Source organism: Pseudoalteromonas piscicida (assembly GCF_000238315.3).
GTDB classification, from domain to species: Bacteria; Pseudomonadota; Gammaproteobacteria; order Enterobacterales; family Alteromonadaceae; genus Pseudoalteromonas; species Pseudoalteromonas piscicida.
Genome location: NZ_CP011924.1, coordinates 4,221,488 through 4,234,320, shown reverse-complemented (window position 1 = coordinate 4,234,320; position 12,833 = coordinate 4,221,488). Strand labels below are relative to the sequence as shown.

The 12,833-nt window shown below is 45.2% G+C and carries 9 protein-coding genes, 12 tRNA genes and 1 pseudogene; 21 read left to right on the top strand and 1 reads right to left on the bottom strand.

Annotated features, from left to right (window positions below):
* The first annotated feature begins 921 nt into the window (after window positions 1-921).
* The 20 genes from PPIS_RS19315 to nth all read left to right on the top strand — a co-directional run bounded on the left by PPIS_RS19315 (window position 922) and on the right by nth (window position 11,665).
* Window positions 922-998: transfer RNA gene (locus PPIS_RS19315), tRNA-Asn, on the top strand.
* A gap of 19 nt (window positions 999-1,017) precedes the next feature.
* Window positions 1,018-1,094 (top strand) — tRNA-Asn (locus tag PPIS_RS19310).
* Between the two features lie 19 nt (window positions 1,095-1,113).
* Window positions 1,114-1,190, top strand: a tRNA-Asn gene (locus tag PPIS_RS19305).
* Window positions 1,191-1,209: 19 nt separating this feature from the next.
* Window positions 1,210-1,286 (top strand) — tRNA-Asn (locus tag PPIS_RS19300).
* 19 nt (window positions 1,287-1,305) lie between these two features.
* A tRNA-Asn gene (locus tag PPIS_RS19295) sits at window positions 1,306-1,382 on the top strand.
* Between the two features lie 19 nt (window positions 1,383-1,401).
* Window positions 1,402-1,478: transfer RNA gene (locus PPIS_RS19290), tRNA-Asn, on the top strand.
* A gap of 34 nt (window positions 1,479-1,512) precedes the next feature.
* A tRNA-Asn gene (locus PPIS_RS19285) sits at window positions 1,513-1,589 on the top strand.
* 47 nt (window positions 1,590-1,636) lie between these two features.
* Window positions 1,637-1,713: transfer RNA gene (locus PPIS_RS19280), tRNA-Asn, on the top strand.
* 19 nt (window positions 1,714-1,732) lie between these two features.
* Window positions 1,733-1,809, top strand: a tRNA-Asn gene (locus tag PPIS_RS19275).
* A gap of 19 nt (window positions 1,810-1,828) precedes the next feature.
* Window positions 1,829-1,905: transfer RNA gene (locus tag PPIS_RS19270), tRNA-Asn, on the top strand.
* 19 nt (window positions 1,906-1,924) lie between these two features.
* Window positions 1,925-2,001 (top strand) — tRNA-Asn (locus tag PPIS_RS19265).
* A gap of 19 nt (window positions 2,002-2,020) precedes the next feature.
* Window positions 2,021-2,097 (top strand) — tRNA-Asn (locus PPIS_RS19260).
* A 186-nt stretch (window positions 2,098-2,283) separates the two neighbouring features.
* Complete coding sequence (locus PPIS_RS19255) at window positions 2,284-4,227, top strand: EAL domain-containing protein (protein ID WP_010370387.1); 1,944 nt, start codon at window positions 2,284-2,286, stop codon at window positions 4,225-4,227.
* Window positions 4,228-4,826: 599 nt separating this feature from the next.
* Complete coding sequence (gene rsxA, locus PPIS_RS19250; protein ID WP_010370383.1) at window positions 4,827-5,408, top strand: electron transport complex subunit RsxA; 582 nt, start codon at window positions 4,827-4,829, stop codon at window positions 5,406-5,408.
* 2 nt (window positions 5,409-5,410) lie between these two features.
* Window positions 5,411-5,965, top strand: coding sequence for an electron transport complex subunit RsxB (gene rsxB, locus PPIS_RS19245; RefSeq protein ID WP_010370380.1), 555 nt, complete (start codon window positions 5,411-5,413; stop codon window positions 5,963-5,965).
* 9 nt (window positions 5,966-5,974) lie between these two features.
* Window positions 5,975-8,545: an electron transport complex subunit RsxC gene (rsxC, locus tag PPIS_RS19240; protein ID WP_010370376.1), complete on the top strand. Its 2,571-nt coding sequence runs from the start codon at window positions 5,975-5,977 to the stop codon at window positions 8,543-8,545.
* Window positions 8,542-9,603 carry an electron transport complex subunit RsxD gene (gene rsxD, locus PPIS_RS19235; RefSeq protein WP_010370373.1) on the top strand — a complete coding sequence of 354 codons (1,062 nt, stop codon included), beginning with the start codon at window positions 8,542-8,544 and terminating at the stop codon, window positions 9,601-9,603. The genes rsxC and rsxD overlap by 4 nt, the downstream gene beginning before the upstream one ends.
* Window positions 9,600-10,235, top strand: a complete 636-nt coding sequence (gene rsxG, locus PPIS_RS19230) for an electron transport complex subunit RsxG (RefSeq protein WP_010370370.1) — start codon at window positions 9,600-9,602, stop codon at window positions 10,233-10,235. The genes rsxD and rsxG overlap by 4 nt, the downstream gene beginning before the upstream one ends.
* Window positions 10,232-10,930 (top strand): electron transport complex subunit E, encoded by a 699-nt coding sequence (locus tag PPIS_RS19225; protein ID WP_010370368.1) that lies wholly within the window; start codon window positions 10,232-10,234, stop codon window positions 10,928-10,930. The genes rsxG and PPIS_RS19225 overlap by 4 nt, the downstream gene beginning before the upstream one ends.
* Window positions 10,931-11,029: 99 nt before the next feature.
* Window positions 11,030-11,665: an endonuclease III gene (gene nth, locus PPIS_RS19220; protein WP_010370364.1), complete on the top strand. Its 636-nt coding sequence runs from the start codon at window positions 11,030-11,032 to the stop codon at window positions 11,663-11,665.
* 104 nt (window positions 11,666-11,769) lie between these two features.
* Here the strand turns inward: nth and PPIS_RS19215 are convergent, their stop codons facing one another.
* The gene (locus PPIS_RS19215) at window positions 11,770-12,681 is read right to left on the bottom strand and encodes a hypothetical protein (protein WP_249031235.1); all 912 of its coding nucleotides are present in this window, start codon (window positions 12,679-12,681) and stop codon (window positions 11,770-11,772) included.
* 26 nt (window positions 12,682-12,707) lie between these two features.
* Here PPIS_RS19215 and PPIS_RS19210 point away from each other — a divergent pair.
* Window positions 12,708-12,806: pseudogene (locus PPIS_RS19210) on the top strand (endonuclease III); the annotation flags it as partial.
* Between the last annotated feature and the right edge of the window lie 27 nt (window positions 12,807-12,833).

Sequence of the window (12,833 nt, the reverse complement as noted above, 5' to 3'; positions counted from 1 at the left end):
TGAAACGGCTGCAGCGCCCTAATTTCATAGTCTTGCAATACTTCTCAAATAATAATAAACAATGTTATCCACAGATTCCGTGGATAAGTCGCTCCAAGCCAATAGAATAAAGGTTTTCAGCTTGGAGTAATTTTGATCAATGGCGTGTTTAGTATGATCATTCTTAAAACAACAACTGGATCAATTTAGATCTCTAGACTAACCTTGCTTCTGGAAGTAAAAAGCATCTAACGACTAAAAATAACAAGGAACACATACCCAACTGTTTTAATTCAACTTTTTATTAAATCATTGATTATCGCTTTAATGATAGTAACTACTTACTGTTTGTCACGCCGCGTTTAAATAGAGATTATCAATACCACACTATTTATGCTCATTGATCTCATTCACGTGATAATTGCAATGATTTAAAGATCTCAAGAAAACATCATAAAATGAGCAGTTAGGGATATAATTCAAACAAAACGTTCAAAAAATACATTAAGCAGAATATAGCACTGTATAGATAAACAGTAAATACTGTATATGTTAATTTTATTCGACATCCCTACACGATGATTTAGGTATTTTATACAACAGCCCTATCTTTCATATTTTGCAGATCTTCATCATGTAGGCATATTGAAATCAAAACTCACTAAGAGTCATTATATGAACGATGGATAAATTACGTATTGCTCAACTTTTGCTTAGATTACTAGGCGGCAAGTCGAGCGCCGCGATCAAAACCCACTCAGGGGAACCAAAATCAAACAGCAAAGGTCAACAGGCCCTATATCAAGAATTCAAAACTAGCTAAAAAGCCAACAAATAGCGCATTAATTCATCGCTTAGTAGAGTTTTTTACGTTTCTGTGATTTTAGTGGTTGACACCTTGCAATGTCGTCATTAATATTTCGCCCCGTTGAGAGATACGCTTCCCCCTTAGCTCAGTTGGTTAGAGCGACGGACTGTTAATCCGCAGGTCCCCCGTTCGAGTCGGGGAGGGGGAGCCAAATTCTCACACTTGACTATTCCCCCTTAGCTCAGTTGGTTAGAGCGACGGACTGTTAATCCGCAGGTCCCCCGTTCGAGTCGGGGAGGGGGAGCCAAATTCTCACACTTGACTATTCCCCCTTAGCTCAGTTGGTTAGAGCGACGGACTGTTAATCCGCAGGTCCCCCGTTCGAGTCGGGGAGGGGGAGCCAAATTCTCACACTTGACTATTCCCCCTTAGCTCAGTTGGTTAGAGCGACGGACTGTTAATCCGCAGGTCCCCCGTTCGAGTCGGGGAGGGGGAGCCAAATTCTCACACTTGACTATTCCCCCTTAGCTCAGTTGGTTAGAGCGACGGACTGTTAATCCGCAGGTCCCCCGTTCGAGTCGGGGAGGGGGAGCCAAATTCTCACACTTGACTATTCCCCCTTAGCTCAGTTGGTTAGAGCGACGGACTGTTAATCCGCAGGTCCCCCGTTCGAGTCGGGGAGGGGGAGCCACTCCTTTATCGGAAAGTCAGCATCTTATTGTAGTTCCCCCTTAGCTCAGTTGGTTAGAGCGACGGACTGTTAATCCGCAGGTCCCCCGTTCGAGTCGGGGAGGGGGAGCCAATCAATAAGATATTGCTCAAAAGAGCATTCCCAAAGTTCCAAATTGTTCCCCCTTAGCTCAGTTGGTTAGAGCGACGGACTGTTAATCCGCAGGTCCCCCGTTCGAGTCGGGGAGGGGGAGCCAAATTCTCACACTTGACTATTCCCCCTTAGCTCAGTTGGTTAGAGCGACGGACTGTTAATCCGCAGGTCCCCCGTTCGAGTCGGGGAGGGGGAGCCAAATTCTCACACTTGACTATTCCCCCTTAGCTCAGTTGGTTAGAGCGACGGACTGTTAATCCGCAGGTCCCCCGTTCGAGTCGGGGAGGGGGAGCCAAATTCTCACACTTGACTATTCCCCCTTAGCTCAGTTGGTTAGAGCGACGGACTGTTAATCCGCAGGTCCCCCGTTCGAGTCGGGGAGGGGGAGCCAAATTCTCACACTTGACTATTCCCCCTTAGCTCAGTTGGTTAGAGCGACGGACTGTTAATCCGCAGGTCCCCCGTTCGAGTCGGGGAGGGGGAGCCAATTCCACGAAAGCATTAGACTTTTTCCAGCATTTACACTACTCTACAAGCAATATTCTCACTGCATTTGCTCAAATAACAACCTTCTCAGTAATTTATCGACCAGACAAAATCAAACCGATGAATTTGATAAAGAAATTGGCAATGCACCCGATACTATGGAATAACCCTCTTTAAGAAGCGTACTATGGCTGGTTTTAAAAAACTTATCGTACTCCAAGTCACCTCTTGGCTATTATTCTCCTTGATTGGTAGCTTTTTTTTCGCAACAAGTTTTGACTCTGCAATCAACAAAGCACAGCAAAGTGCCCATACCATGGTGACAGAGTATATAAAGGATAAGAAACTCACTGAAGTTACTCCTGAACATATCCGCCAAGCCTTAAATAGCGGAGATGTTTTCTCAACTTTTATTGTTCGAGACTTTGACGGTCAAACCGTTTTGCAAGTCAATACACCGAGCAACCTCCCCTTTATCGCCGAACTCATAGAATCAAATATCAATGCTATTCGCCCCCAATTTGCTGTTAACGATAGCAAAGACATCAAAATCGAATTCTTGATCAATGCACAAAGTCAGGCGCAATTACTACAACAAGCCCTACTGCTACTTATCATTATTTCAGCGTTAGTTGCCTTTATTCCTGTTTTCTTTATGCAAGGCGTCTATAAAAAGCTGAATCGCAACGTTAGTATGACAGTTGCCAATGCTGTAGATTCATATATCACGCAAAATCAAGTTACCGACAATATTGAATTTGACTTTAACGATGGCAAAGTTGCAGAACTCGGCCAAGATTTAATCCCCTCTTTTAAACGCTTAGCTAGCTTTTTAAAGTCAAAGCAAGAAGACATCAAAAATGCCGCCCACTCTATCAAGCAAGAAGCGTATAAAGATGTGGTTACGGATCTTGGCAACCGTAATATGTTTGTTGAGTACTACGAGCAATATATCGAGTCGTCTGCCAAAAAGGCATTTGGCTCACTGGCGATGATCCGTTGCTCTGAATTACAGGTCATTAACCAAACCCGTGGCTATCAAAAAGGCGATGAATACATTAAGTCAGTATCGGATATCATCAAGCACGTTACAGGTACTTATGCCGGCAGCCAAGTGTTCCGTTTAAATAGCTCAGATTTTGCAGTGATCTTACCCAATGTGCCAAGTAAAGAAGCGGAAGAGTTTGGTGAAACACTGCAAGCGCGCTTTACTCAGTTCCAGCAAAACCAAGAACTATCATCGGTTGCAAACACTGGGATCGTGCCTTACGAGAACGGTAAACCACTTGGAGAACTACTGTCGGTTGTCGATAATGCGATGAGTATGGCGCAAAGCAAGCAAGCCAATGCTTGGCATATTCAACGTGAGTCTGACTTAGTGAATAATGTCAGTGCTGGATTTGGCAACCAAAACTGGCGTCGCGTGATCCGCGATGTGATCAACAGCAAGCGTGTTAGCTTGATGATGCAAAATATCATGCCAATTGGTAAAAATTCTAAAGCCTACGCAGAGATCCAATCCCGCTTCAAAACTGAAGAAGGACAGATGCTGCCAACGGCCTCTTTCCTTGCCATGGCAGAAAAGCTAGAAATGGCCATCGAGATTGATCAGCTGATCATCGACACCTCGCTAGAACTTATCAAAACGCGTAACTTTAATGAAAAGTATTTTGGGATCAATGTTACCGCATCGAGCGCTCATAACGATCAATTTGTGATCTGGTTAGAGCGTCGTTTGTTAAAAGAAACCAATCTAGCCTCTAAATTGGTATTTGAAGTTAGCGAGTTTGGCTTACAGCAAAATATTAAAGCCAGTAAGCGCTTTATTGATATGGTGCACCGTGCCGGCGCTCGTATCACCGTTGAGCGTTTTGGTGTGGGTTTAACGTCGTTTAAGTTCTTCAGAGACTTAAAACCTGACTATATCAAAATGGATGCAAGCTATACTCGGGGTCTTGAAGAAGACAAGAATAATCAATACTTTATGCGATTAATGGTTGACCTTGCACACCGTATCGGTGTCAACGTATTTGCCGAAGGTATCGAGAGCCAAGAAGAGAAACACATCGTCGAAACGCTTTGTTTGGACGGTGTACAAGGCTATTACATCGAAAAGCCGAAGGAAATTTAGGAAGCCGGAGCTTGGATAACTTACCTCTTATCCAAGTTCAACGAAAGTTCCAAGGGCAACTTGTGTGCCCTTCCCTTGATCCCCTGCCGTCGCGCTGACTTTCGCACACTATCATTTGCCACACTAGTTACAATCTGTGTTACTATTGGCAGGAATTATCATTCAAATTTATCCATGTGTATTAAGAAGTTCACAAAGATAAGCTTGAAGATTATTTCGGCACTAGCGGTAATCCAAGATCTAGCAATAAAATCATTCTATCACCATGATTTTATTGCTAAAAGCTCATTTATTTAGCCTGATAAGCAAACTCTGAATTAGGATTACTTGCTAATAACTGAATGAAAACTGTCAGCATTATATGACAAGCTACAGCCTCACACTATTTGAGACGCTAGCTAAAATGATAGCAGGCACATGTTTTCACTTAAAAAAATTCAAAGCGGAACGGTGCTATCGGTTTAATTCTACTAAAAAGTATTTTTAGCAAAATTAAATCCATTCAAAACTTGCACCTAGTAAGTTCTTTAATACAGTTAACTATCACCTCGATTTGACGGGAAAAACCCGCATAAAGTGAATAAGTTATAGAGGCAGGAATGACCGAATACATTTTGTTGCTCATTGGCACAGTGCTGGTGAATAACTTCGTTTTAGTCCAATTTTTGGGCTTATGTCCATTTATGGGGGTATCTGGAAAATTGGATACCGCAGTGGGAATGTCGTTAGCGACCACCTTTGTTCTCACGCTAGCCTCAGTTACCAGCTATTTGGTCAATCAGTATATTTTATTGCCGCTCGACCTCACTTTTTTAAGAACAATGAGCTTTATTTTGGTTATCGCGGTAGTTGTACAATTTACGGAAATGGTGGTGCGTAAAACCAGTCCAACCTTGTATCGGTTACTGGGGATTTTCTTACCTTTGATCACCACCAACTGCGCTGTACTAGGCGTCGCACTACTTAATATCAAAAAAGACCACACCTTTTTAGAGTCTGCTGTCTATGGCTTTGGCGCTGCGGTTGGCTTTTCTATGGTTTTGGTGCTATTTGCCGCTTTGCGTGAGCGTTTAGCTGTCGCTGACGTGCCGACACCGTTTAAAGGTGCATCGATAGCAATGATCACCGCAGGACTTATGTCGCTTGCGTTTATGGGCTTTTCTGGATTGGTTAAGTTTTAGATATGACATTACTTTACGCATTACTTGCGCTGGGTGCGCTGGCGCTTATTTTTGGTATTGTGCTTGGCTATGCAGCAGTGAAATACCGAGTTGAAAGCAACCCAATTGTTGAACAGATAGACGCCATTCTGCCACAAACTCAATGCGGCCAGTGTGGCTATCCCGGCTGTCGACCGTACGCTGAAGCGATTGCAAATGGCGATGACGTAAATAAATGCCCTCCAGGCGGTGAAGCAACAGTGAAAAAACTGGCGGACTTAATGGGCGTAGAAGCAAAGCCACTGGCTGGCGGAGAAGACGCAGAGCCGGTCAAGAAGGTGGCTTACATTCGTGAAGACGAATGTATTGGCTGTACCAAATGCATTCAAGCTTGCCCCGTGGATGCTATCGTTGGTGCAACCAGACAAATGCACACCGTGCTCATCGACGAGTGCACAGGCTGCGATCTGTGTGTCGAGCCCTGCCCGGTCGATTGTATTGATATGATCCCGGTTGCACAGACCAAGCAAACGTGGAAGTGGCAGCTAGACGCCATTCCTGTGACACAGATTGATTAAGAGGTTTAAGTGGACACATTACTTGAACAAATAGAAAGCGGAAAACTGTGGCAGTTCCCAGGTGGCATCCATCCACCAGAGCAAAAGACATTATCCAACCAGCAACCGATTGCTCGTTTACCTTTGCCTGATAAACTAATCCTGCCCCTAAAGCAGCACATTGGTGCCAATGGTAGCCTGTTAGTTAACTCTGGCGATCACGTCCTTAAAGGGCAAGCATTGACGGCTCCCGGCACGAACTGGTCGCTGCCCATCCACGCTCCCACATCTGGCATCATTGAAGCGATAAAACCGATGCCATCGGCGCATCCATCCGCGCTACCTGAGCTCAGTATTATTTTGCGCCCAGACAGTGAAGATAAGTGGACACCAATGAACCCAATTAGCGACATTAGCACGCTTGATAACAAACAGCTTATCGATATTATCCACCAAGCTGGTATTGCCGGTATGGGCGGTGCGGGATTCCCAACCTATGTCAAAGCAGACAGCCCAAAGCCCATTGAGTTTTTAGTCGTCAATGGCATTGAATGCGAACCATATATTACAGCCGATGATCGTTTGATGCGTGAGCACGCCAAAGAAATCATCGCAGGCGTCGAAGTGCTACAAGGTATATTGAAGCCACAAAAAGTGTTATTTGGCATTGAAGATAATAAACCTGAAGCCATTGCGGCGATCACCGCAGCAGCTCAGCATAATCCAGATATCCTAGTCCGTAGTGTGCCAACTAAATACCCCTCTGGTGGTGAAAAGCAACTGGTCAAACTACTAACCTCTAAAGAAGTGCCAAGCACTGGGATCCCGGCGGATATCGGCGTTCTAGTGCAGAACGTTGGAACACTGTTCGCAATTTGGCAAGCCATTTTTGAGGGTAAACCACTTATTGAGCGTGTAGTTACCGTGACCGGTAATACCATTACTCAGCCAAGCAACGTGTGGGCTTTACTCGGCACTGAAATAAAGCACCTGCTAGACTCACAAGGCTTTTCGCCAGTAGAGGCGCAGCGCGTAGTCATGGGCGGTCCAATGATGGGCTTTACCTTGCCATCGGTTAGGATCCCTGTGGTCAAAACCACCAACTGTATACTCGCGCCAGACAACCAAGAACTTGCGATCCCGGGTGATGAAAAGGCATGTATTCGCTGTAGTGCCTGTGCAGATGCCTGCCCTCAAAGCTTATTACCGCAGCAGTTACAATGGTTTGCTAAAGGCAAAGAGTACCAAAAATTAGAGGAATACAACCTCTTTGACTGTATCGAATGTGGTGCGTGCTCTTATGTTTGCCCAAGCGAAATCCCCTTGGTGCAATACTATCGAGTTGCCAAAGCCGACATTCGCGAACAAAAGCTTGAACAAGTCAAAGCAGAGCGTGCTAAAGAGCGTTTTGAAGCGAGAAAAGAGCGCTTAGAGCGCGAACAAGAAGAGCGTCAAAATAAACATAAACGCCGTTCGGCGGGCGCTGCACCAAAAGCCGCAGATAAAGAAAAAGTGCAAGAAGCACTCTCACGCGTTAAGGATAAGCAGTCAGATAAATCCGCGGTCCAAGCTGCGATTGCACGCGCCAAAGCCAAACGAGGTGAGAACGGCGAATTAGAGCCGGATAACAGCGCCATTGCAGAAGAGCGTGAAAAACGCAAAGCGCAGGCGCGTAAATATAAAGAAGAAAAAACTGACCAGCCTGAAAGCACAGATAAAAAAGACGCAGTAGCCGCCGCCATTGCCCGTGCAAAGGCGAAAAAGGCCGCAGCCCAAGCATCATCTGAGTCTGAGCCAGCAGCAACAGATGATAAAAAGGCAGCCGTAGCTGCTGCAATCGCCCGGGCTAAAGCCAAAAAAGCAGCCGCAGAAGACACTGCTGAGCTTGAAGCCAATGCAGCGCCAAGCGATAAAAAGGCTGCCGTTGCTGCCGCAATTGCCAGAGCTAAGGCCAAGAAAGCTGCTAAAGAGGCGGAAGAAGCTGGCGCAAGCGTGAGCGAACAAGCAGAAGCCGCCCCAACAGAAAGCGCCGAGGAAGATCCACGTAAAGCCGCCGTTGCTGCCGCAATTGCCAGGGCTAAGGCCAAGAAAGCTGCTAAAGAGACGGTAGAAGCTGGCGAGAGCACAGGCGAGCAAGCAGAGGCTGTCCAAAGCGCTCAAACCGATAATGCTGACGAAGATCCACGTAAAGCCGCCGTTGCTGCCGCAATTGCCAGAGCTAAGGCCAAGAAAGCAGCTAAAGAGGCTGAAGAAGCTGGCGCAAGCGTGAGCGAACAAGCAGAAGCAGCTCCAACACAAAGCGCCGAGGAAGATCCACGTAAAGCCGCCGTTGCCGCCGCAATTGCCAGAGCTAAGGCCAAGAAAGCCGCTAAAGAGGCACAAGAAGCTGGCGAAAGCGTGAGTGAGCAAGGCAAAGAAGCAAATGAGCCAACGGCGGGATCAGAAACAGACTCCAGCGGTACAGAGCAAGGTGCTGAGGGCACATCTGAGCAGCAACAAGCCAGCCCTGAAGCACGTAAAAAAGCCGCCGTTAAAGCCGCAATTGCGAGAGCAAAAGCGAAGAAGCAAGCGAAAGAACAAGAAGGAAATGAACCGTCATGAAACTAACCATGGCCTCATCCCCGCACAATCATAGCCATAAATCAGTCAACAAAATCATGATGACCGTCATGGCAGCCTGCATTCCCGGGATCTTAGTCCAAACCTACTATTTTGGTTTAGGTGTATTGATCCAGTTGGCTTTGGCGCTTATTACCGCAAGCCTTGCTGAAGCGCTAGTGCTAAAGCTAAGAGGTCGAGCAATATGGCACAGCCTCAGCGACGGTAGTGCTTGGCTCACTGCTGTGCTACTGGCCATCAGTATTCCGCCACTAGCCCCTTGGTGGATAACCGTCATTGGCGCATTTTTTGCCATCGCAATTGTAAAACAGCTATACGGTGGCCTAGGCTTTAATCTTTTCAACCCAGCCATGGCGGCCTATGTATTATTGCTGATCTCCTTCCCTGTACAAATGACTTCATGGTCACCTATTCAAGCACTCACGCTAGAGTCGCTAAGCTTTGTCGACCAACTCGCGATGATCTTTACCGAGTCCACCAGCCAAGGTGTCTCACTTGACGTATGGCGTGCAGGGGTGATTGACGGTGCGACTGGTGCCACGCCATTAGACTCGGTAAAAACCGCAGTCTCGCAAGGCTTAACCGTGAATGAGGCGATGAATAAGCAGGGTTTTGGAGCACTTGCGGGACTTGGTTGGCAATATGTTAACCTGGCCTTTTTGCTAGGTGGTCTTTATCTGCTAAAAGCCAAAGTGATCAACTGGCATATTCCAGTGGCCTTTATTGCCAGTCTTGGCCTTGCTAGCGCAATTGGCTATATCATTGCCCCTGAGTCAGAGCCCGGTACCCTATTCCACTTGTTAAGTGGCGGCGCTATGCTTGGTGCCTTTTTTATAGCCACCGATCCGGTGTCGGCCTCTACCACTAACTTAGGTCGCCTGATTTACGGCGCGGCAATCGGCTTAACAGTCTATGTTATTCGTCAATTTGGTGGCTATCCAGACGCCGTTGCATTTGCAGTTGTGATCATGAATATGGCAGTACCACTTATCGATCATTACACTCAGCCTCGTACTTATGGTCATGGAGCTAAATCATGATAATTCAATCGATGCAGAAAAATGGCATCATCCTCGCGGCATTTGCACTGGCAACAACAGGAGCGGTCGCACTGATTAATGACCTCACTAAAGATAAAATTGCCAGCCAAGAGCAGCAGCACCTGATGCAACTACTTTCTCAGGTGATTGCAGCAGATATGTACGACAATACACTGTATTTGGATTGCACCACCAGCAACGCCTTAGAACTCGGCCCAGGCGGCCCGCACACCATTTACAGAGCCAGACTCAATGGCGAACCCTCAGCCCTATTAGTGAGACATATCACCCCCAAAGGCTACAGTGGCAATATTGATGTCTTAACCGCTGTTGATAGACAAGGTCTGATCTCAGGTGTGCGTGTAACGCGCCATGAAGAAACCCCAGGACTTGGTGATAAGGTCGAGCTGGCAAAATCGGCTTGGGTAACGACTTTCAACGGCGTTCAAGTTGAAGATGAAAAAGACCCTAAAATGAATGTGAAAAAAGACGGTGGTCAATTTGATTCATTTACCGGCGCAACCATTACCCCACGCGCTGTGGTAACCTCGGTAAATCAGGCCGCATGGTTTGCCAAAACTCATTTTGATGCGCTATTTAACGCGCCTAATACTTGCGAGGTGTCGCAATGAGTCAGTTAAAATCGCTCTTTCAAGAAGGTACATGGCAAAATAACCCTGCTTTAGTGCAGCTTTTGGGCCTGTGTCCGCTCCTCGCGGTGACTTCAACGGTAACCAATGCGTTAGGGCTTGGTATCGCCACATTACTGGTACTGGTTGGTTCTAACTTTACCGTATCCGTGGTGAGAAACTGGGTGCCAAAAGACATTCGTATTCCCGTGTTTGTCATGATCATCGCCGCCTTTGTTACGGTTATTCAACTACTCATGAACGCTTATACCTTTGGTCTGTATCAATCCCTTGGCATATTTATTCCGTTGATCGTGACCAACTGCGCCATTATTGGTCGTGCCGAGGCATTTGCTTCGAAGAATAGTCCGCTGTTATCGGTTTGGGATGGTTTAATGATGGGACTGGGTTTTGCACTGGTGCTATTTGTACTGGGTGCAATGCGCGAACTCATTGGTCAAGGAACACTATTTGATGGTGCCGAGCTACTCCTTGGCAACTGGGCAAGTGTATTGCGCATTGAGATCTTCTCATTCGATCATCAATTTTTAGTTGCAATCCTGCCACCGGGCGCCTTTTTGGGCCTTGGTTTTTTGATTGCCGCTAAAAACATTATCGACGCTCAGCTCAAAGCTAAAGCAGCGCCAACAGCCGAAGAAGTAAAAGGCCCAAGAGCACGGGTCACTAACTTAAACTAATGCGGTAATAATAATGCCAATTTGCAGCGATACCGTCACTATCGCTGCTTAATGAAAATAACCGCATGCTACCGTCATTGAATTTAGCAAGTAAATCTTATGAATAAACAAAAACGTATAGAAATACTCACGCGACTCAGGGACGAAAATCCACACCCTGAAACTGAGCTAGAATACTCATCACCATTCGAGCTTTTAGTTGCCGTTACCCTCTCAGCACAAGCCACTGATGTTGGGGTAAACAAAGCGACACGCAAACTCTTCCCTGTTGCCAACACACCAGAAAAGATCCTGGAGCTTGGCCTTGAGGGCTTAAGAGACTATATCAAAACCATTGGTTTATTTAATTCAAAAGCCAATAACGTCTATAAAATGTGTCAGATCCTCGTCGACAAGCACGGCTCCGAAGTTCCTGAAAACCGTGAAGCACTCGAAGCGCTGCCAGGCGTGGGTCGCAAAACCGCCAACGTGGTACTAAACTGCGCCTTTGGCTGGCCGACTATTGCTGTAGACACCCATATATTCCGCGTCTCCAATCGCACCAAGTTTGCTATGGGTAAAGATGTGGTGGCCGTCGAGCAAAAGCTGGAAAAGGTTGTACCAAAAGAGTTTAAAGTGGATGTCCACCACTGGCTGATTTTGCATGGCCGTTATGTCTGTGTTGCCCGCAAACCCAAGTGCGGCTCATGTATTATTGAAGACTTATGTGAGTTTAAAGAGAAGACTGAAATTTAAGTCACACTAATTATTATCTGAATTTGGGCTTACTTCACTGCTTAATTAAAACTTATCAGGGAGAGTTATAAAACTCTCCCATCTAAAAAATAATATTGAAAAATTTAACTTGGAAGCGCTTTTAACTCAGTGTTGCCCTGATTGAATGGATTTAAGCTTGTACCATAAGTTCGTTTTATCCACTTAGCTTGCTTTTCAACTAATGACGAAATATCAGGGTTTCCAGGTAGTGGGTAATCTTCTGGTTTATAACGTCCTAAACTGGGTTGTTTTAATAATAAAAATCTGTGTTGCCAATATCGATAATAATGCCTTTTAGTTAACCCTAACCCTTGTTCATAAATAGTTTCGAAATCTAAACTATCAGCTTTTTGTAAAAATCGAGCATAAAAATAAAGAGCTTGCACATAATAAAACTTAATATGGCTTAAGTCTGGTAATGCTGATTGGTAATACCGAATTATATTCTCATTCAGCTCATTATGTTCTAGCTCAGATGACTGTTCATGCTCGCATGAAAAAGCATACATCAACTTTTTTAAACCTCGAGTATAAGGGTTAACGCTAACCAATTTATCTATAGCTTCGAAGCTCACATAGGTTTCACGAAATTTAAGATAAGTTAACTGCACCCTTTCCATATGCTGATTTTCATATAGATCATCAATTGAATGATTTAGTTGATTTAGATTGATTGCACCATATAAATAACCTTGTGCCTCGAAGTAACTCAAGTCAGTGTTAACAAGATTCATTAAAGATTCAACATTCATTGCAACTTGAACATTCCATAACCTCAAAGTAACGTAACGATATGAATTAAACTTTATGTCATGGGCAACTCTATCAAGTGCATAACCTTCCATCTGATATAGGCTTGCTGCGATATAGTAAACATTTCTTTCAAGCACTCGACCTCTTTCATAATTTCCTGAAAGAGCCGATAAAGACTCAATTGTCATTAAAGATTTTAATTTCTCATAAGCAGCATCAAACTCGCCATTATAATAGCGCACGCTTAGCTCAATGAGCTTCCATACCGATTTTGCATGGCCGTTATGTCTGTGTTGCCCGCAAACCCAAGTGCGGCTCATGTATTATTGAAGACTTATGTGAGTTTAAAGAGAAGACTGAAATTTAAGTCACACTAATTATTATCTGAATTTGG

Coding starts and splice junctions, on each gene's coding strand:
- PPIS_RS19225 (WP_010370368.1), top strand. CDS start 10,232: ATGAGTCAGTTAAAATCGCTCTTTCAAGAAGGTACATGGCAAAATAAC.
- rsxD (WP_010370373.1), top strand. CDS start 8,542: ATGAAACTAACCATGGCCTCATCCCCGCACAATCATAGCCATAAATCA.
- nth (WP_010370364.1), top strand. CDS start 11,030: ATGAATAAACAAAAACGTATAGAAATACTCACGCGACTCAGGGACGAA.
- PPIS_RS19255 (WP_010370387.1), top strand. CDS start 2,284: ATGGCTGGTTTTAAAAAACTTATCGTACTCCAAGTCACCTCTTGGCTA.
- rsxB (WP_010370380.1), top strand. CDS start 5,411: ATGACATTACTTTACGCATTACTTGCGCTGGGTGCGCTGGCGCTTATT.
- rsxA (WP_010370383.1), top strand. CDS start 4,827: ATGACCGAATACATTTTGTTGCTCATTGGCACAGTGCTGGTGAATAAC.
- rsxG (WP_010370370.1), top strand. CDS start 9,600: ATGATAATTCAATCGATGCAGAAAAATGGCATCATCCTCGCGGCATTT.